At 62.1% G+C, this 19031-nt stretch carries 19 protein-coding genes and 2 pseudogenes; 19 read left to right on the plus strand and 2 right to left on the minus strand.

Annotated elements, in window-relative coordinates:
- Nucleotides 1-20: 20 nt before the first annotated feature.
- The 18 genes and pseudogenes from F9288_RS21315 (at nucleotide 21) to F9288_RS21400 (ending at nucleotide 16640) form a co-directional block, all read left to right on the plus strand.
- Nucleotides 21-634 (plus strand): annotated as a pseudogene (locus F9288_RS21315) (acyl-homoserine-lactone synthase).
- An 18-nt stretch (nucleotides 635-652) separates the two neighbouring features.
- Nucleotides 653-1628 (plus strand): annotated as a pseudogene (locus tag F9288_RS21320) (phytanoyl-CoA dioxygenase family protein).
- Nucleotides 1629-1690: 62 nt separating this feature from the next.
- Complete coding sequence (locus F9288_RS21325) at nucleotides 1691-2053, plus strand: hypothetical protein (protein ID WP_174839261.1); 363 nt, start codon at nucleotides 1691-1693, stop codon at nucleotides 2051-2053.
- The gene (locus F9288_RS21330; protein ID WP_174839262.1) at nucleotides 2050-2733 is read left to right on the plus strand and encodes a lytic transglycosylase domain-containing protein; all 684 of its coding nucleotides are present in this window, start codon (nucleotides 2050-2052) and stop codon (nucleotides 2731-2733) included. The genes F9288_RS21325 and F9288_RS21330 overlap by 4 nt, the downstream gene beginning before the upstream one ends.
- Entirely contained in the window at nucleotides 2730-3071 is a 342-nt protein-coding gene (locus F9288_RS21335; RefSeq protein ID WP_174839263.1) for a TrbC/VirB2 family protein, read from the plus strand. The genes F9288_RS21330 and F9288_RS21335 overlap by 4 nt, the downstream gene beginning before the upstream one ends.
- Before the next feature lie 10 nt (nucleotides 3072-3081).
- Nucleotides 3082-3417, plus strand: a complete 336-nt coding sequence (locus F9288_RS21340; protein WP_149524010.1) for a type IV secretion system protein VirB3 — start codon at nucleotides 3082-3084, stop codon at nucleotides 3415-3417.
- Nucleotides 3410-5827, plus strand: coding sequence for a VirB4 family type IV secretion/conjugal transfer ATPase (locus F9288_RS21345; protein WP_174839264.1), 2418 nt, complete (start codon nucleotides 3410-3412; stop codon nucleotides 5825-5827). The genes F9288_RS21340 and F9288_RS21345 overlap by 8 nt, the downstream gene beginning before the upstream one ends.
- A 4-nt stretch (nucleotides 5828-5831) precedes the next feature.
- Nucleotides 5832-6542: a type IV secretion system protein gene (locus tag F9288_RS21350; RefSeq protein ID WP_174839265.1), complete on the plus strand. Its 711-nt coding sequence runs from the start codon at nucleotides 5832-5834 to the stop codon at nucleotides 6540-6542.
- Nucleotides 6539-6766: an EexN family lipoprotein gene (locus F9288_RS21355; protein WP_174839266.1), complete on the plus strand. Its 228-nt coding sequence runs from the start codon at nucleotides 6539-6541 to the stop codon at nucleotides 6764-6766. The genes F9288_RS21350 and F9288_RS21355 overlap by 4 nt, the downstream gene beginning before the upstream one ends.
- Before the next feature lie 18 nt (nucleotides 6767-6784).
- Nucleotides 6785-7729 (plus strand): type IV secretion system protein, encoded by a 945-nt coding sequence (locus F9288_RS21360; RefSeq protein WP_174839267.1) that lies wholly within the window; start codon nucleotides 6785-6787, stop codon nucleotides 7727-7729.
- Between the two features lie 327 nt (nucleotides 7730-8056).
- Nucleotides 8057-8746, plus strand: a complete 690-nt coding sequence (locus tag F9288_RS21365) for a virB8 family protein (RefSeq protein ID WP_174839347.1) — start codon at nucleotides 8057-8059, stop codon at nucleotides 8744-8746.
- A 14-nt stretch (nucleotides 8747-8760) separates the two neighbouring features.
- Nucleotides 8761-9600: a P-type conjugative transfer protein VirB9 gene (virB9, locus tag F9288_RS21370; RefSeq protein ID WP_254621250.1), complete on the plus strand. Its 840-nt coding sequence runs from the start codon at nucleotides 8761-8763 to the stop codon at nucleotides 9598-9600.
- A 5-nt stretch (nucleotides 9601-9605) separates the two neighbouring features.
- A complete protein-coding gene (gene virB10 / locus F9288_RS21375) occupies nucleotides 9606-10832 on the plus strand; it encodes a type IV secretion system protein VirB10 (RefSeq protein WP_174839269.1) in 1227 nt (408 codons plus the stop codon).
- A gap of 3 nt (nucleotides 10833-10835) precedes the next feature.
- Entirely contained in the window at nucleotides 10836-11840 is a 1005-nt protein-coding gene (gene virB11 / locus F9288_RS21380; RefSeq protein WP_174839270.1) for a P-type DNA transfer ATPase VirB11, read from the plus strand.
- Between the two features lie 19 nt (nucleotides 11841-11859).
- Nucleotides 11860-13818 (plus strand): type IV secretory system conjugative DNA transfer family protein, encoded by a 1959-nt coding sequence (locus tag F9288_RS21385; RefSeq protein ID WP_254621251.1) that lies wholly within the window; start codon nucleotides 11860-11862, stop codon nucleotides 13816-13818.
- Nucleotides 13805-14764: an LPD7 domain-containing protein gene (locus tag F9288_RS21390; RefSeq protein ID WP_254621243.1), complete on the plus strand. Its 960-nt coding sequence runs from the start codon at nucleotides 13805-13807 to the stop codon at nucleotides 14762-14764. The genes F9288_RS21385 and F9288_RS21390 overlap by 14 nt, the downstream gene beginning before the upstream one ends.
- Before the next feature lie 212 nt (nucleotides 14765-14976).
- The gene (locus tag F9288_RS21395; RefSeq protein ID WP_174839273.1) at nucleotides 14977-15807 is read left to right on the plus strand and encodes a type IV toxin-antitoxin system AbiEi family antitoxin domain-containing protein; all 831 of its coding nucleotides are present in this window, start codon (nucleotides 14977-14979) and stop codon (nucleotides 15805-15807) included.
- Nucleotides 15807-16640 carry a nucleotidyl transferase AbiEii/AbiGii toxin family protein gene (locus F9288_RS21400; RefSeq protein WP_174839274.1) on the plus strand — a complete coding sequence of 278 codons (834 nt, stop codon included), beginning with the start codon at nucleotides 15807-15809 and terminating at the stop codon, nucleotides 16638-16640. Before F9288_RS21395 ends, F9288_RS21400 begins: the two co-directional genes overlap by 1 nt.
- Before the next feature lie 73 nt (nucleotides 16641-16713).
- Here F9288_RS21400 and F9288_RS21405 read toward each other — a convergent pair whose 3' ends face one another.
- Complete coding sequence (locus F9288_RS21405; protein ID WP_174839275.1) at nucleotides 16714-17334, minus strand: bifunctional 2-polyprenyl-6-hydroxyphenol methylase/3-demethylubiquinol 3-O-methyltransferase UbiG; 621 nt, start codon at nucleotides 17332-17334, stop codon at nucleotides 16714-16716.
- On the minus strand, nucleotides 17334-17786 hold the full coding sequence (locus F9288_RS21410; RefSeq protein ID WP_174839276.1) for a hypothetical protein: 453 nt from the start codon (nucleotides 17784-17786) through the stop codon (nucleotides 17334-17336). Before F9288_RS21410 ends, F9288_RS21405 begins: the two co-directional genes overlap by 1 nt.
- 68 nt (nucleotides 17787-17854) lie before the next feature.
- Here F9288_RS21410 and F9288_RS21415 point away from each other — a divergent pair, with 68 nt between their 5' ends.
- Complete coding sequence (locus F9288_RS21415) at nucleotides 17855-19027, plus strand: cysteine desulfurase family protein (protein WP_174839277.1); 1173 nt, start codon at nucleotides 17855-17857, stop codon at nucleotides 19025-19027.
- The last annotated feature ends 4 nt before the right edge of the window (nucleotides 19028-19031 follow it).

Consider the following 19031-nt stretch of genomic DNA (forward strand, 5'->3'; position numbering starts at 1 on the left):
CTCTCACGAGGAGGTGCGTTATGGTTGTTATTGGTAATGGTATTGAACAGGCATTGAGTGACCGCCTGTTTCGCTCGATGTTTGAGGAACGCAAGCGAGTCTTTGTTGATCTGCTTGGCTGGGACATTCCTGTCCTCGCCGGTCGATATGAAATCGACCAGTTCGATGACGACGAAGCGACCTATATTGTCGTGACCGACGGGACAGGCGAGCATTGCGGATCTGCCCGTCTGCTTCGGACCGACCGACCGCACATCCTCGACACAATTTTCCCCCACCTGTGTGACGATATCCCGCCAGCAGGGCCGACGGTCCTCGAGATTACACGCTTTTGCTTGGCGCGTCGGCTGAAGGCTCGCGAGCGACTTGCGACGCGCAATCGTCTCGTGTCCGCTCTGGTCGAACATGCCCTTTGCACGGCATCACGACATATACCGGCGTTGCTGAGTGGGCGTGGTTTCAGCAGATTCTCGCATTTGGTTGGCAATGCCTTCCGCTCGGGATGCCGAGCAACGCCGACCGCGGCCTGTCTGCGATGCGGATAGATATTTCGCCGGCGACACCGGGCCTGCTGCGCCAATCCGGCATCTTCACGCCGATCCAGCTGATGGATCTCGATCGCGCGGCTGCCTGAGAACTGGGAGATCATGATATGGCGACGAAATTAGCATCCGCGACGCTCGGATCTGAGCCGCATCATTCGCTCTGCGACACATTGTTGGCGGAGGGTTTTTGCGTTGTGCCGAACCTGATGCCAGTGCGCGACGTCGGTCTGTTGGCCGCAGATCTTGCTCCTCATTTTGAGGCAACGCCGTTTTGTGAAGGCGGATTTTGGTGCTCGCACCAAGCGGTTCGGGAGTCTGCTCAAGCGATCCCGACATGCGCCGGCGTTCATCCAGCACCCGCAGATCATTGAGATGGCGCAGGCGGTACTCGGCCCGTGGTGTGACACGATCCAGCTCAATCTCGCCCAGGCACTTGAACTGCACCCGGGTGCCCTGCCGCAATTTCCACACCGGGATCAGGATATGTGGCGCGGCCAGACCGGAGAAATCGAATATCTGATCAACGTGATGTGGCCGTTCACCGACTATCGGGCTGACAATGGGACGACCCTGATCTGGCCGAACAGTCACGCCGTAAATGCGCTGAATCCGGAGCCTCCCGAGAAGCCGGTTGCCGTGGAATGCAGCCCGGGATCTGCGATTGTCTTTCTCGGCTCGACGCTTCACGGCGCCGGCGGCAACCAGTCATCCGATGTGCGTCAGGGCATGATCGTAAGCTACTGCCTAGGGTGGCTGAAGCCGTATGAAAATCAATGGCTGGTGTATCCGCCAGACGTGGCGCGCTCGTTCGCACCCAGCCTGGCCGCACTGATCGGCTATCAGCAGCACAGACCCAATCTGGGGAATTACGAAGGGCGATGCCCATCTATTCTGCTTGGGGACGAGCGTCTCGACCATGTCGGCGCGATCGATGCGTTACGTCCAGATCAAGCGGCAGCGCTTGAGGAATTCCTGGAAGGTCAGCGCCGGTTGCGCGCCGCATCGAACGAAATCTGATCGGCGCACTCCCCCTTGGTGGGGGGATTGCTCGATAATGCCGCGCCGGGTTCAAAAGAAAGGTGATTTTCAACGGAGAGTGGTCGGCGCATTTTTAATGCAGCGGCGCTGAAAAGCGGAGAAATCAGATGCAGCGCCTGCGCTTTGTCCTTGCCGTGCCGTTCGTCGTGATGTCCGTCCAGACGGTTCCGGCGCGAGCCAACGACCTTGGCTGCCAGGTTCTGCTTTGCCTCTCAAATCCGGGCGGTGCGACGCAATATGGCGCGTGCATCCCCCCGATGACCAAGCTTTGGCAAAAGCTGGCGACCGGTGGCTCCTTTCCCGGCTGTAGCGGCGGCGGTGTCGCGAAGACGAGAGTTTACGACCGCGACTCCGCCACCCGCCGCCGTGTCGTGATGACGTTTGCCGATGGGCGGCAACAAACCTTTTCGCTGGCCAATATCGAGCGCCTGACGCCGGTTCCGGACTCAGCCGAAATGGGATCACAATGATCCTGCAACTGGCCAGCGTCGTCGCCCTCGCGCAACAATGCGCCCCTTCGGTCGCGCCGGAAACACTGCTTTCCGTCGTGCATGCCGAAAGCAAGTTCGACACATTGGCCATCGGTGTAAACGCCCGCGGCGTCCGACCCGAAATACCCGCGACGCCTGCCGCCGCCGCCCGGATCGCCCGGTCGTTGATCGCCAAGGGATATAATATCGACCTCGGCCTCGGGCAGATCAACAGCGCCAATCTTCGGTGGCTGGGCCTTTCGGTCGAGGACACATTCAATCCCTGTCGCAATCTCGCCGCCGCAGCACGGGTCCTGTCGAGCAACTTTCTTGACGCGGCGCGCACCCAGGGTTCGTCCGATCGCGCGATCTCCGTTGCTCTCTCGATGTACAATACCGGAAGCCAGGCCCGTGGCTTCGGCAACGGCTATGTGGCGAGAGTCTATGCGAGCTCTGCGGTCATTATTCCCGCGATCAGGGGATTAGCGCCAGCCGGCGCAGGCTCGGCCAGGTCCACCACTCCAATACCCGCATCCGAAACGCCAATCCAGGAGCCTCGCATTGTGCAGGCGGCGGTGAAAGCGCCGCAGTCCTGGGACATTTCCGCACGCGCCCAAACCGCCTCGATGATGGTGTTTGGCGACGGGACACCGCCATCGAGAGAAGGACCGACCGAATGACAATCTCCGCCTCGACCATATCGATCTGGCTCCCGCCACGTCGCCGCGCTTTCGTCCAGACGCTGGCGCTCGTCGCCACCGCCATACTGGTTTCGATGCTACTGAGCGACCCCGCGCATGCCCAGGCGGCCGATGGCGTCACGTCGATGGCCGAGAATATCAAGACCTGGCTGACCGGGACATTTGCAAAGACGATCGCGGTGATCGCGGTCGTTATCGTCGGTTTCATGTTTTTCACCGGCCGTGCCAGCCTCGGTCTCCTCGTGACGGTCATCGTGGGTATCTTCATCGTGTTCAGCGCGCAGTGGATCGTCGATACCATCACCGGCGGCGCGTGAGTGCGCCGCGATGGATGACGAAAAGCTTAGGGAAGAGACGCTCTTCCTGGCCGTGACCCGACCAACGATGTGGTTGGGCGTACCGATCGAGGCATCGCTGCCGATCGCGCTGGCAGCGTGCCTGACCCTCATCATCACCGGCAACCCGCTCTACGCTTTCGCATTGGCCGGTGCGTTTCTGGCGATTGCCCGACTCATTGTCCGGCACGACGCCAACGCGTTTCGACTGTTGTGGCTTTGGACGACGACCAAGGCGCGCTGCCGCAACCGCGGCTGGTGGGGAGGCAGCTCCTACTCTCCCCTGCCGATCGACGGGGCGAAGCGCCCGGGCTTCGCACGTGGCTAGCCGGGCCAGCGCATTGAGCGGAGCGACAGCCCGCACGCCATGGCGGATCCTCAAACAAGAGGCCGACCCGGCGCGTTACCTGCCCTATGCGCGCCATATCGACGAGAACGTCATCGCGCTCGATGGGCGCGACCTCATGATGATGTTCAAGCTCGAAGGCATGGCGTTTGAAACCGCCGACCCTGTCCATCTCAATGACTGGCACGAGAAGCTCAACGGTACGCTGCGCAATATTGCCGACGACCGCCTCGCGATCTGGACCCACATCGTTCGCCGGCCGATCACGGACTATCCCGAAGGCGAGTTCCGCTCGGCTTTTGCGGCCGACCTCGATGCAAAATATCGTGCGCGCGTCACCGCCAAGCGGATGTTTGTCAACGAACTGTACCTCACCCTGATCATGCGCCCGTCCGTGGGATCGGCCGACCGCACCGGCGTGCTGCTTCGCCGTCTGGCGTCGGCACGCAAGGAAGGGACCGAGGTGGACGAGGATGAGCTCGCACGCTTCGAGGATAAGGCGCGCGATATCGAGAAGCTCCTCGCACGCTGCCGGCCTCGGCGTCTGCACCTCTACGAGCATAACGGCCTGATGTTCTCCCAACCGCTCGAGGTGCTCGAGCTGGTAATGATGGGCCGCGCCAGCAGAGTGCCGCTGGTCCGCGGCCATCTCGGTTCCGCCATCTATGGGGAACGCGTGATCTTCGGCCGCGAGACGGTCGAGGTGCGCGCGCATGATACGAGCCGCTTCGTCGGTCTGTTCGGTATCCGCGAATATCCGGCCATGACGCGACCCGGCCAGATGAACGCGCTGCTCAGCCAGGACTTCGCGTTCGTCGTCACGCAGTCCTTTGCGTTCATGGGCAAGGCGCGGGCCTCCGAGCGCCTGCGGCGGCGCCAGAACCAGATGGCATCGACCGAGGATGCCGCTGCAAGTCAGGCGCTTGAGTTGGCGGACGCGGCCGACGATCTGCAGAGCAATCGCTTTGTCCTGGGCGAGCATCATTTCTCGCTCGCGGTCTTCGGTGAAAATCAGAAACGCCTGGCCGAGAATCTCTCAACGGCGCGGGCAGCGCTTGCCGATGCCGGTCTGGTCTCGGCGCGGGAAGGCCCGGCGCTGGAAGCCGCTTTCTGGTCGCAGCTTCCGGGTAACTTTGCGTGGCGTGCGCGGCCGGCGGCGATCACGTCACGCAATTTCGCCGCCCTCTCCCCCTTCCACACCTTTCCTGCCGGCAAGGCGGAGGGCAACCATTGGGGCGCTGCGATCGCGTTGATGAAGACCGCGGCTCAGTCCCCTTTCTACTTCAATTTTCATGTGAACGATCTCGGTCATACGCTGATCATCGGTCCGTCGGGAGGCGGCAAGACTGTCGTCCAGAATTTCCTTATGGCGCAACTCGAGAAAACCGGCGCGCAGCAGATCTTCATCGATAAAGACCGAGGCGCTGAGATCTATGTGCGCTCATCCGGTGGCACGTATCTGGCGCTGCGCAACGGCGTGCCGACCGGCTTCGCACCGCTCCGCGCGCTCGAGCAGAGCCCGGGCAACATCGTCTTCCTCGGCAGGCTGATCCGCCATCTCGTAACGCCCGCAGGGAGCCAACTCGGCGTCACGCAGGAGCGGATGATTGACGAGGGCATCCTCTCGATCGGACGCCTTCCCCCGGAGGAGCGGTCCATCCTCGCGCTCCGGCAGTTGCTCGGGCAGCGCGATCCGGAAGGTATCGGCGCGCGGCTTGAGAAATGGTCGCGCGGCGGAGCGCTTGGCTGGGTGTTCGACAATGACCGGGACGAGTTGACGCTCGAGGCCAGGTTCATCGGTTTCGACATGACGGAATTCCTCGACAATCCCGAGATCCGCACCCCGCTGATGATGTACATGTTCCATCGGATCGATGCCCTGCTCGATGGCCGTCGCCTCGTAATCGACATCGACGAGTTCTGGAAGGCGCTGGGCGATGATGCCTTCCGCGCCTTCGCGCAGGATGGCCTGAAAACCTACCGCAAGCAGAACGCCTTTCTGGTCTTCGGCACGCAAAGCCCCGCCGACGCGCTCCGCTCGGACATCTCGCATAGCATCATGGAGCAGGTCGCCACCAAGATCCTTTTGCCCAACCCCCACGGCCGGGAGGTCGATTACATTGACGGGCTTGGCCTTACCCGTGCCGAGTTCAAGCTCATCAGAAACGATCTGATCCCCGAAAGCCGGCGCTTCCTGGTCAAGCAGGGTCACGATTCCATCGTCGTGGAACTCGATCTCGGCGGCCTGTCCGACGAACTGGCCGTCCTCTCGGGCACCACCGAAACCGTTGGAATCCTCGATCAGGTTCGCCGCGAACATGGCGACGATCCCAGCGACTGGCTGCCCGTCTTTCACGAGCGCCGTCGGGCCACCAGCAGAAGGAAAGGATAAGGTCATGAAGGTAATTCAAGCGCTGGCGATTGTCGGCGGACTGGCAATGTCCATGCCGGCATTCGCGCAAGGCATTCCGGTTTATGATTCCAGCACCTTCCTGCAGACGCTCTCGACGGTGAAGAACACCCTATCGATGATCGAGCAGGGCAAACAGCAGATTTCGCAGGCAACCGAGCTCTACAACAGCGTCAACAAACTGACGAACGTCAATCAGATTGCCTCGTCCCTGAACACCGATGCCGTTCGCCACCTCTTGCCGAGCGAAGCACGCGATATTCAGCGCCTCATGTCATCCGACACCACGGGCCTCGGCAGCCTTGGGACCGCCGCAGATCGGATCCGTAGCAGCAACCGTATCGAGCTTCCCGAGCTGCGCCCGGATGCGACGGCTTTCGAGCGCTCGAACCGCGATTCCATCTCCCGAAATGGTGACATGGCGGCGCGCGACGCGGCCATTGCCGAGGCAGCGTATGGCGTCACCGCGCAGCGGACGACGGGTCTCGAGGAACTGCGCTCGTCGCTCGACACCGCGTCAGACGCGAAGGACGTGATGGATATCCAAGCCCGTGTCGGCGTGGAAAATGCTCATATCCAGAACGACGCAGTGCAACTTCAGGCTCTCACAATGAGGCAGCAGGCGGAGCAGCGGATTCGATCGCAGCAGGAGAGCGAGCAAATCTTAGCAAGAAAGCTTGGGAGCCTACATCAATGAAGGCAACCATCTTCAACGCATTCGCGCTTTTGGTCCCGGCATTTCTGGTCGCGTGCCAACCCCCTGCGCGCGGAAAGGATTACCTCAAAGCCCACCCCCAAGAGCTCGCGGAAGTCCTGAAGGCGTGCGCAGATGGCACGCATCGCGACGCACAGGAATGCTCGAACGCAGAGAGTGTGAAGACGCTTGATCAAAAGCTGCGCTCGCTGTCGCCGGCCCATTGACCGTGATGGAAAGATGAGATGGCCGACGGGCTCTTCACCACTCTCTACACCAACATCGACGGCAAGCTCGACATGTTCCTCAACGAGCGCTTGAACAATGTCATCGAGGTTGTGCGCGGCCCACTCGCGCTTGGTTTGGTCATCTATATCGCGCTGTTCGGCTACATGGTGATGCGCGGCATCGTCAGCGAGCCGTGGGGCGAGCTTGTCTACCGAATGGTGAAACTGTGTTTGCTCTACGTTGCGGCCACCACGGTCGCCTACACGGAGTGGGTAACTAATCCCCTGTTTCACGGCATGCCTGATGCGATCTCGCAGGCGTTGGCGGGGCATACCGTCACGAGCGTTGGCAACGTGTTCGACGACTATTTCAGCCAGTGTGACGTTATTATCGCGAGGATCGAGACCGAGGCGGCAACCTACAGCGATATCAACCCATACAAGCTCGTTTTGTACGTCCTGAGCCTCGGTCTTAAAGCGCTTGCAGGACTATCTGCGGCGATCGGCTTCTCCATCACCGTTTTCGCGAAGGTGGCGCTGGCCATCATCATCGCGCTCGGACCGATCTTCATCGCCCTTTCGCTCTTCGAGACCACGCGAAGACTATTTCACGGCTGGCTCGGGCAGGCCTTCAACTTCATTGTACTGATGGCAGTGATCATCGCGATCACGGCCTTGATCACTGACCTTGGTGCTACCGCGATTACCGCATCCGAAGGTGTTGGAGACGCCGCCTTGGGTGCGGTGCTGTTCGCCGTTTATATTTTCTTGGGAACGATTTTCTTCTTTCAGGCCCCGTCGATCGCGACCGGCATTGCCGGGGGCGCGTCCGCCGGCATCGGCGCCTTCGCCGGCTCTGCGTGGGGGTCCATGGCGGCACCGTTCCAGCAACGCCGTATCGCTCGCAACAGTCGCAATCTCGAACGGGCCGCTCAGCGCGGCGGTTCGGTGAGCCGCGCATGAGGAAGGAACACCAATGACGAGGCCGTCCACGATAGTCCGTGCGCTCCGACGATCGGCAGTCGTCATCGCCCTGCTCCCGACGCTCGCCCAAGGGGCATCCGGGCCGAAGAAGCTGCCCGTCTGCAATGGCAAGCACCTGCGCGACGTCAACATCTATGGGAGCGTTCTGCCGGGCTCGCCGATCCCCGCAGTGGTGGCGCCGCCTGCCCCACCACCCGTGCCACAGATCAAGCAACCAGCTGATCGCGGCACACCGCCCCCGCCCGTCCCCCTGTCCGAGAAGACATCGGCGCGAGCAGCTCCCAGCACCTATGGAAGTTGCTGATCATGCGGAATAAGACCGAAGGCGTGCCGGCCAAAGACGCCGAACTCTATTTCAGCCATGCCCGATCCTGGGACCAGGACCGTCAGCGCAAATCGTTACGGTCCGAACGCATCGCCTGGATGGTGGCCGGCCTGGGCCTGCTTGCCGCGACCGCGGAGGGTTTCGCACTCGCGGGCCTTGCGCCGCTGAAGACGGTCATGCCGTACATCATTCGGGTCAATCAGACGACGGGCGCCGTCGACGTGCAGACCACCGTCACCCAGAAGCCGATGCGCTATGACGAGGCGGTCACGAAATTCTTCCTCGCGCAATATGTTCGGACCCGGGAAAGCTGGTTGCCGGCGGCGGCTGAAGAGAATTTCCGGGCCGTCACTATCCTGTCCGAACCAGGCGAGCAGCAACGCTGGGGCCGGTTTTTCAGCTCGAACAACGCCGCAAGCCCACAGATCGTGTGGGGCAAGAGCGCGGTCGTCCAGGCCCGCGTGCGCAATATCGCCTTCATCAACGATCATGTCGCCAACGTCCGCTTCACGCGAACAGTCCAGACCGATACCGACACGCAGAGCAGCGACTGGATCGCGACTGTCACCTTCCGGTACACGAATGCGCCGATGGCGGAGGGCGACCGCTATCGTAACCCACTGGGGTTCCAGGTCGAGAATTACCGCGCGGACCCCGAGGTGGTGCGGTGAACCGCCTTCTTCCCATAGCGGGCCTTCTCGCCATTTTAGCGACACCAGCGCTCGCGGAGGACACGCCGCGCGGCGGGCCGGCGGATCCACGTGTGAAGTTCGTCGAGTATCAGGAGACCCAGGTCTACCGGATCGTCGGCACATTTCGGACGGCGACCCAGGTCGTGCTCGGCGCCGACGAGACGATTGAACATGTCGCGCTCGGCGACACCGTCTCCTGGGAAGTGGCGGTTGCCGGTCACATTCTGTTCCTGAAGCCCCGTGAGCGGGCGGGACCGACGAACCTTATCGTCACGACCAATCGCGGGGGTGAGCTGCGCAACTACGCCTTCGAACTGACCGCACGCCGGGGACCGATCGGCAGCGGGAGCCGCGATACATTCTTCCAGGTTCGGTTTCGCTACCCGCGCGATGAAGCTGATCGTGCCGCTCGCATGCGCGCGACGCAGGAAGCACAGCGCGTCGCAGCATTGCAGGCGAGCGCCGTTCGGGGAGCCCTTGACCACGGCGTCATCGATGGACCGCGCAATCTGAACTACAAGGTCCAGGGTGCGAGCTATCTTCAGCCGTCGGAGATCTCCGACAACGGCCAGTTCACGGTCCTGCGTTTTCCCGGCAACCATGAAATCCCGGCGATTTATCTCGTGCGCCCGGACGGCTCGGAGACATTGGTCCCATTCGATGTCCGGGACGAGTTCGTGGTCGTCCACGCCGTGGCGGCTCAACTGCGCCTGCGCCGGAATCGGGAGGTGCTGTGCATCTATAATCTCGCGCCGACACCCTACGGCGTCGATCACGGCACCAACACAGCGTCGCCGCATGTCGAACGCACCATACAAGACCCGAAGGAGTGAGCGCGATGGACGAGTCTGCGGCCGAGGCCCCTCGTCGCCCGCAAGGCGATCCAACACCTGAACGCGACGAAATCATTCGCGAGCGCGGCATCGATCCGATAGGCGGGATGACACCGGCAAAGCGGAATACCGCCCTGATTTTCGCAGGAACGGCGATGGTTCTCGGCATCTTGTGGGTCAACTCGGGGCCTAGCGCCAACAATGCCGGCAGCCTGATGGGCAAACCGGAGTCGATGGCCAAACGCCCCGATCTGGCAGCGCGCGAGACCGTCGCGTATGATGCCGTCGCGGCGAAACCCAAGCCGCTTGGCGCGCTCGCCGCAGATCCCAACGCACCCGTCATCAATCCTCCGGCTGGCACGCAGGTCGTTGGCCCTGACGGACAGATCGTTCCTGCCATGCAACCGGGCGCAGCGCCGGCGGGCGCGACGCAGAATACGCGCCAGAACCTGGCCGACCAGGCACGGCGATCGACATTGATCGCCTATGGAGGGCGCGATGCGCTACAGCCATCGGCGAGTGGAAGTGGCGCAGGTAGCGGCACCACCAGTCCGGACGGCGGCGATGATGCAAACGATACGGCCGCCCGCGGCGCACCCAATGCGCTCGACGCGCTTCGACAGAGTTCGGCCGTCGGCGAGGCACGGGCCTCGATGCTGCCCAACCGCAATTATCTCGTCACCGCCGGCACGCTGATCCCGTGCATCCTCCAGACAGCGATGAATTCGGCGCAGCCCGGTTATACCTCGTGCCTGATTCCGCGCGACGTCTATTCGGAGAATGGCCGTGTCGTGCTCATGGAGAAGGGCACCAAAGTCCTCGGCGAATATCATGGCGGCATCCAGCAAGGGCAGAACCGCCTGTTCGTTTTGTGGACGCGGGCCGTCACGCCGCAGGGCGTGCGCATCGACCTGGCTTCGCCGGGGTCGGACGCCCTTGGCCGCGCCGGCATCGCCGGGTCCGTGGACACCTTTTTCTGGGCGCGCTTCGGTAGCGCGTTGCTGCTCTCGCTGGTCGACGACGCCGCTTATATCGCCGGTCAGTCCGTTTCAGGTGGCAGCAACAACTTCAATAATACGACCCGGACCCCGAGCGAGGGGGCGAGCATCGCGCTCCAGAACAGCATCAACATCCGACCGGTGCTGAAAAAGAACCAGGGCGAGGAGGTCGGGATCTTCGTGGCCAAGGACTTCAACTTCGCCGACGTTTACAATCTCGAGCTGCGGCGCTGATCCATGAGCGATACCGCCGTCCTGCGCCATTATCTCGCGCCGATCCTGCCGCTGCTGGAACCGGTCGAGGTCACCGAGCTGGTGATCAACAAGCCCGGCGAAGTCGGCATTGAGGATCATCGCGGTTGGCACTGGCATAGCGTTGCCGAACTCGACAGCGACTGGCTAGCGACGCTGGCCGTCGCGGCCGCAAGCTTCACTCGGCAGGACGTCAATGCCGAGACCCCGATCTGCTCGACGATCTTGCCGGGCGGGGAGCGGTGCCAGATCGTCATACCCTCGGTGACGCCGAACGGGGCGCCGTCCTTCACGGTGCGTAAGCCGTCCCGGGTCAACCTTGCGATCGATCAGCTCGCGCAGACCGGCCTGTTCAAGGGAACCCGTTCAGCGGCGCTTGGGCTTGGCGAGGTCGATGCCCAATTGGTGGCACAGCGCGACGCCGGCGACTGGCCGGCTTTCTTCAGGACCGCCGTCGCCGCCCGCAAGAATATCCTGGTGAGCGGCGCGACCGGCTCCGGCAAGACCACTTTCGCCAAGGCGCTAATCCAGTTGATCCCGCCCGACGAGCGGTTGCTCACGATCGAGGATACGCGCGAGCTCGTCGTCGAGCATCGCAATGTCGTGCACATGGTTTATTCGAGCGAGCGACAGGGCCTGGCCAAAGTCGGCCCCAAGCAGCTGCTCGAAAGTGCGCTGCGCATGCGGCCCGATCGCATCCTTCTGCAGGAGCTACGAGACGGCACTGCCTTCTTTTATCTGCGCAACGTGAACTCGGGCCACCCTGGCTCGATCACAACCGTCCATGCCGGCTCGGCCATGGGCGCTTTCGAGCAGCTCACCTTGCTGGTGAAGGAGTCCGAAGGCGGGCGCGATCTGGCCCGCGACGATATCCGTGGGCTGCTGCACATGCTGGTCGACGTCGTCGTCCAGACCCGCAAGCGCGCCGGAAAATTCGAAGTCGAGGAGGTGTATTTTGACCCGCCTGTCGGACGCGCGACCGCTCACTAAGGTCGCGATCGTCGCGGGGATGCTCGCGGCAACCTTTTTGGCATGTGCCTTGTGCGCGGTGCTGGTCGCGCTCGTCGGCCTCAACCAGATCGGCCCGCGCATGCAGGTCTCGGCGATACCCGGATGGCTCTGGTACTATCGCGGCGACCCGCTGCTGCATCTGTGGCTGGAGCGCGGTGCGCTGGTCAGCGGCGCCATCGCCTTCGTCATCCTGCTCATCATCCTGAAGCGGGGGCGCACGCTCCATGGCGAGGCACGGTTCGCGCGCGAAAGCGAGATCCGGCGCGAACATCTGCGCAGCAACAGCGGGATCATCGTCGGGCAGAAAGGCGGCCGCTATCTGGTTTTCGGTGGCACCGAACATGTCTTGCTCGAGGCGCCGACGCGCGCCGGAAAGGGCGTCGGCGTGGTGATCCCCAATCTTCTGAGTTGGGCGGACTCGGTGGTGGTGCTCGATGTGAAGCGCGAGAATTGGGACATCACCGCAGGTTTTCGCGCACGGCATGGCCAAGCGGTTTATCTGTTCGATCCGCTCGATCCCGAAGGGCGAAGCGCCCGCTACAATCCCTTGAGCTTCATCGACCGGCTCGACGACACCGATGTGATCAATGAACTCCAGAAGATCGGCGGCATGTTGTTTCCGGCTACGGAAAAGGCTGATCCGTTCTGGGCGGAAGCGGCGCGAGCCGCCTTCGTCGGCGTCGGCGCCCTTGTCGCGGCCAATCCCGCCCTCCCCTTCACGATAGGCGAAATCTATCGGCGACTGACGACGGGCGATCCGAAGGTCGAACTGCCGAAGGTCGTCGAAGAGGCCCAGCGCCGCGGCCAGCGGCTGAGCCAGGCCTGTGTGTCGGCGCTGAGTGACTTCACCTCCGCGTCGGACAACACATTTTCGGGCATCAAGCAGACGATCACCTCGAAGCTCAATCTCTGGCTCAATCCCTATGTCGATGCCGCGACGTCAGAGACCGATTTCGATCTGCGCCAAATCCGCCGCGAGCGGATATCGATCTATCTTGGGGTCTCGCCCGACAATATCGACCGGATCGCGCCCGTCTATAACCTCTTCCTCCAGCAGCTGATCGATCTCAATACGCGAGAACTGCCTGAGAATGGCGGCCGCGTGCCAGTGCTCATTCTGCTCGACGAATTCGCCCGCCTCGGCAAGGCGCCGGTCATCGCATCGGCTTTTTCCTATGTTGCAGGCTACGGGCTTCGCCTGTTGCCAGTCATCCAGAGCCGGTCCCAGCCCCGCAGTATCTATGGCGTGGACGTCACCGACGAGATCATCGCCAACTGCGGTCTGGAGATCGTATTCACACCCAAGGAGCTGAAGGTCGCCAACGAACTGTCCGAGCGGCTCGGTTTTTTCACGATGAACGTCAAATCGAAAAGCCGGACGATCCATGGCCTGCTCGCCAACCGCAGCGTGTCGGAATCGGACCAGCGGCGCGCGCTGATGATGCCCCAGGAACTGATGCAGATGCCCAAGGGAGACCTTCTGCTGATGCGCGGTGGCATTCCGCCCGTCAGGGGCCGCAAGATCGAGTATTTCCGCTCGAAGCGCTTCACGAACCGGATCAGTGACCCACCCAAGGTCGCGCCGCGTCCGATCGCGATCAACGCCGTGTCGTCCGCCGCCAAATTGGCAGGCGGGGCGAGCAGCAGTGATCCGTTGGCGCAGGCCCTTAGCGCGAAGCGGGCTGCTCTGTTGAACGACGGTCCAGAGACTGCGGCAACGGAGCAGGCGCAATCCAGCGCGCGCGCGTTGACCGATGACGAACTGTCGGGCTTTGCCGAAATCACCGATGACATGTTGGTGCTCGGCGACATGGTGGATCTGCCACCCCCCGGCGACGAACAGGCCGCTATTGCCTTTGTCACGGCGATGACGGCCCGGGCCGTTCTTGAGCCCGTGGGTGCCGGCGCCCAATCTCCAGCATTTGTGACCGAGAGGCATGACCATGGCAGAGAGTGATCGCAAGCAATCGGGTACGGCGCGGACCACTACCAACAGCGTTGGCATCGACGCCGCCGAACGGCGCAAGGCGCGGGCGCCTGGGTCGGTTCCGCCGGAAAGGTCCTCGCCTGGGGGATCGAAGGATGGTCCCACTGAAGCGCCTGATCATGCCGGGGCTGTCGGTGCGCCGCGCCGCGCGCCCAAGGTGCATTCCCTCGAGGCGGGCGATGTGCCGGAGAGCGTGCGGAAGCGCTATTATGCCGACAAGGCAAAATGGTCGGGCGAACCCGCCTTTTTCACGACGGCGCAAGCAAAGGATCCCGCGTTTCGCGATCAGGGCCGGCGCCTAGTCACGGCGACGGAGAGCCAGGAAGTCGTCAAGGATCTGGTGGCGATCGCACAACACCGCAATTGGGATCGGATTCACGTCACGGGATCGGAAGAATTTCGGCGATCGGTCTGGATCGAGGCCAGTCAAAAGGGGCTGGAGGTACGTGGCTACAAGCCCAATGATCGCGATCTCCAGGAGCTCGACCGGCTCCGCGGAGAGACGAGCCGCAATACGATCGCGCCCATGGCAGCCCGTGACGTCGATGTCGCCCGTGGGTCAACCGGGATAAGCCGCCAGAGCGATGGCAATGGTTTGGAACGGCCCGATGCCCGGCGCGGCGATCGTGGCAACACGCCGAATGATAGAGCGGTCGACAGCCAGATGCGCGTGATGGAAGCGGTGATCCGACGGACCTTGTTCGACAATCCCGAAGCGGTCGCGCGGGTGATGACAGTCGCCCGCACGCAGCTCGATGCGCATATTGCGGCGGGACGGAACATTCGCCCGGCAATGGTCAAGGACGCCTCGCCGATCGTCAGGCAGGATATAGTCCGCGGCCGTGGCCCAGCCACGCCCCCCATCCCTCGTCCAGGTCGCGAGCCCAAGCCCCAGGAACGCAGCCGGTCTCGGTGACCGGGGATCAATCGGCTCCTGATTTAAGAACCGCCACTTTTGTTCGCCTGTGCCGAACATTTATCAAAATTGATAAACCGCGAACAGCCCAACCCCAGGCCTGTCGGATGTATACTGTCTGCGCGAACCGTCCCACATAGCACGACAATCTTGCCAGATAATATAATTGCCGTTATATCGAACGCGCCATACATCGCCCAGAGAGGCTCAGATTGCGCGAAGGATATAATCTTAAGAGGCTTGGGCCTCGTGCCGCTCAGCTGATCGTCGAACTGAACGAGCGCCGTCAGCCGATTTTTTCGCTCGCGGACGTCACCGCGATCACAGGTCTGAGCCCATCATCGGCACGTAGCCTCGTCGCGAACACCGAAGCGCGCGGGATCGTCACGCGCCTAAAGCCTGGTCTCTACAATCTGGTGCCATTCGAGCGGGGCCGCGACACCGAGCATGTGAGCGATCCTTACCTCATCGCAAGAACGCTGGTTGGCGACGCGGACTACTTCATCTCCCACGGCAGCGCCCTAGAGCTGCACCGCATGGTCACCCAACCGCAGTTGGCCATCATCGTCTCCTGCGCCAAACGGCTGCGCCCGCAGCACATCCATGGGTATGAGTTCCGCTTCGTCGACGTCAAACCGCAGGATTTCTTCGGTCTGACCGAGATCTGGATTACATCCGAAGAGCAAGTCAGGGTCAGCGACCCCGAGCGGACCATCATCGATGGTCTCGACCGTCCGCAATATGTCGGTGGCGTCACGGAGGTTGCCAAGGGGCTCTGGATGAAGCGCGACACGCTGCGGGTCGAACTGATGATCGAATACGCGCTTCGCCTCGGCGTTGGCGCGGTGATCCGCCGCCTGGGCTATCTGCTGGAATTTTACGAACTGGCCGACGCAGCCGCATTGGCACCGCTGCGCGCGCGGCTGACGCCGACCTATCAGCGTCTTGATCCCCTGTTTCCCAATGAGGGCAGGATGCTGGCCCGCTGGCGCATCCGACTCAACGTCGAGCCCGATGAACTCGATATAATCCGGAGCAGCTGATGATTCCCCAGCGCGATCTCTCCCGTATCGCCAACGGCCTTCTCAAGCCTCGCGGCCGCCGCGTGCCCGAGGCGGTGATCGAACGCGACTATTGCCTGGCCTGGTTCCTGACCGGTCTGGCCCAGCATCCTTTACGCGAATTTCTTGCCTTCAAGGGCGGGACGGCATTGCGGCGTTGCTGGTTCGAGAATTACCGCTTTTCCGAGGATCTCGATTTTTCGCTGATCAAGCCGATCGAACTGGACGAGATCCTATCAGGACTGAACCAGATCTTCGCGATCGTCGAGGCGGCGTCGGGAATCAACATGACCTATGACCGGCCCGATCGGCACGGTCATCAGAACACCCACACCTTCTATCTGAGCTACAAAGGCCCCCTACCCGCGCGCAGCGACGTAAAAGTCGATATCACGATCAATGAGGTGTTCTGCTTTCCGCTGACTGAACGCCCGATCCTGCGGACCTTCGAAGAATTTGCCGACCTGCCTGAAGGCCCGACGGTGCTCGCCTATAGCCTGGCGGAGATATTCGTCGAAAAGTTGGCGGCACTGTCGGACAAGGCGCGAACCGAGCCGCGCGATCTCTACGACCTTTGGAATTTGCTCGAGGAGCGTGACATTCGACCAGCGGAATATCTCGCCGAGTTCGCCCAGAAGCTCATCCTTCGAGAACGCACGCCCAACGGCGTGACCGCCGCGATCGCCGCGAAAGAGAAGCGTCTGAGTACCCTCTGGACTGGACGATTGCAGCAGCAGATGAGCGATCTGCCGCCATTCGAAGGGGTATTCCGCGAGGTTATGCGCGTGCTGCGCGAAGCCGATCTACCAGAATAAGAGGTAGAAGCTCAGACGGCCGCCGCGGGCAAACCTAACTATTCCTTCCTGGAGTACGTAACCTTCGGATCAGTTATGGCGCACTCGGGGTTCTTCGCGAAAATACGAAGGTCCGCCAGCGATGCTCCAGCCGGCCTAAGGCATCCGATGCGAAATTCTGACGGAAAAGGCTCAGGCCCGCATCATCGGCCGCTGTGAGAATGTCATTGTCACTATGCGCGTGCACGAGTTCCGCCGGCTCACCGCCCACCGGGTTTCTAAGATTGATAGCCAGCATGCCGCCGGCCTCGAGCAGCCGGGCCATGGTGGCGAAGCTCGGGGCTAATTCATGCCGCGGAACAAGCATCAGCACCGCTGAGCACAGAATGAAGGCAAAGCATTGATCCTTGGCGCACAGCGACGAAAGATCGGGCAAGCGATCGTCGACCCATTCAATGCGGCCATCCGTGCAGGCCATTTGCCGGAAGGCCGCAGAAGGTTCGACGGCGGTCACCCGGAAACCCAGTGCCGCGAGCGCCCGGGCATCGCGACCGCTCCCAGCACCGACATCGAGCACTGCGGCACCCGCAGCTGGAAGCAAATCAGTGAGGCCGGCATGGACGCTGTCGAAGGTCACGCTGTCATACCGTCGCGCGAAGGCTGACGCATCCTGATCGTAATAATCGACCGCGTCTTGAGGGTCGGTGAGGGCCATCACTGTACCTTGACCGGCGCGCCTGGAGGGGCACGCGGGGCCGGTGGCACCGGGCCCGATGCGGCGCCCTTGGTAAAATATTTCGCAGGGCAGGCGCCTGCCACAAAGGATCCGATCGCCGCCATCAAGAGAAGCAGCGAAAACAGGATAACGATCGTGAAATCGAACTTGATCTTGTGGAGGTTATCAAGCTTGCGAATATCGTTGAGCACGCTTTGCATGACCAGACGAAGCCGCAGCAAAGCGCCGATCATGATGAGATTGGCAAGCCCCGCAAAGATGAGCAGCATCGAGCGAGCACCTGTGCTCATATCGAAGCTTGCAACGGCAAACCACAAGCCACCGGTTAACGTCATAATGATCAGAGGCGACTGCCACAGGAAGCCGTTCAAAGAACGAAAATCCTGGCAGCGCTGGTCGTATATCACCGCGTCATCTACAGGGATGGTCATGCCTCGCACTGCTCCTTTGCCACACAGTCATAGCACGAACCGCGCCGCTGCGCGTGGGCGCGACTGATATGCAGTCGGTGCCCATCTATCTCGATGGATTCGCCACGCTTCCACTGGCGGATGAAGCGCGCGCCGCGATGCTGGCCGTCTGGGAACAGCCCGGCAACGCAGGCTCCCCGAACGCTTCTGGCGAACGTGCCGCGCGAATCATCGCCGATGCACGGGCCGACGTCGCCAGTTTGATTGGAGCCACCGCGTCGGAAATCATCTTCACCTCCGGGGCGACCGAAGCGAACAATCTCGCGTTGCTCGGCGTCGCCACGGCGACCCGATCTCAGTCCGCGCGGAGGCGGATTGTCGTCTCGGCGATCGAACATAAGGCGGTGCTGGAGCCAGCAGCCGCCCTTGCCGCAGAGGGATTTGAGGTCAGAATTGCGCCGGTCGACCGACATGGTCGCCTCGATCTCGAAGCGATGAGCGGGTTGCTCGATGAGACGGTATTGCTGGTCTCGGTGATGCTCGTCAATAACGAGACAGGGGTGATCCAGCCGGTAGAAGAGGTAGCGGCCCTCGCCCATCGCGTGGGGGCCTATGTTCATACCGACGCGGCCCAGGCGGCAGGCAAAATTGCTATTGATGTGGCCGCGCTCGACGTCGACTACCTCAGCCTCTCGGCCCACAAATGCTACGGCCCGATGGGCGTGGGTGCGCTGTATGTAGCCGCCGGTATGCCGGCCCCCGTCCCGCTGATGCGCGGCGGTGGGCAGCAATCCGGCATCCGGCCGGGCACCGAGCCGGTTCCGTTGATCGCAGGCTTCGGAGCAGCCGCCCGTGTGGCTATCGCCGACCTCGCCCGAGGCGAAATCGCCGGGCCGACGGCGCGGATCGGCCGGTTGCTCGAAGGACTGGCGAGCCGACAACTGCGGTTTGCGCGGATCACGGGCGATCACGCGGTGGTGCCCGGCAGCGCCGCAATCGCGATCGACGGCATCGATGGCGATAGCCTTTGCGCCCAGCTGGCGCGTGACGTGTCGCTGTCGACCGGATCGGCTTGCACCAGCGGACAGATCAGAATCTCCCATGTCCTTGAAGCGATGGGATTTTCTGAAGAGACTGCGCGATCGGTCGTTCGCATTTTCTGCGATCGTACTGTGACCGATGCCGATATCGACCGCGCGACTGAAGCCATTGTGGCATCTATCCACCGTTCTCAGCTTGCGACCGGAGAGGTTCGCCAGTAGCGTT

The organism is Sphingomonas sp. CL5.1, from assembly GCF_013344685.1.
Lineage (GTDB): Bacteria > Pseudomonadota > Alphaproteobacteria > Sphingomonadales > Sphingomonadaceae > Sphingomonas.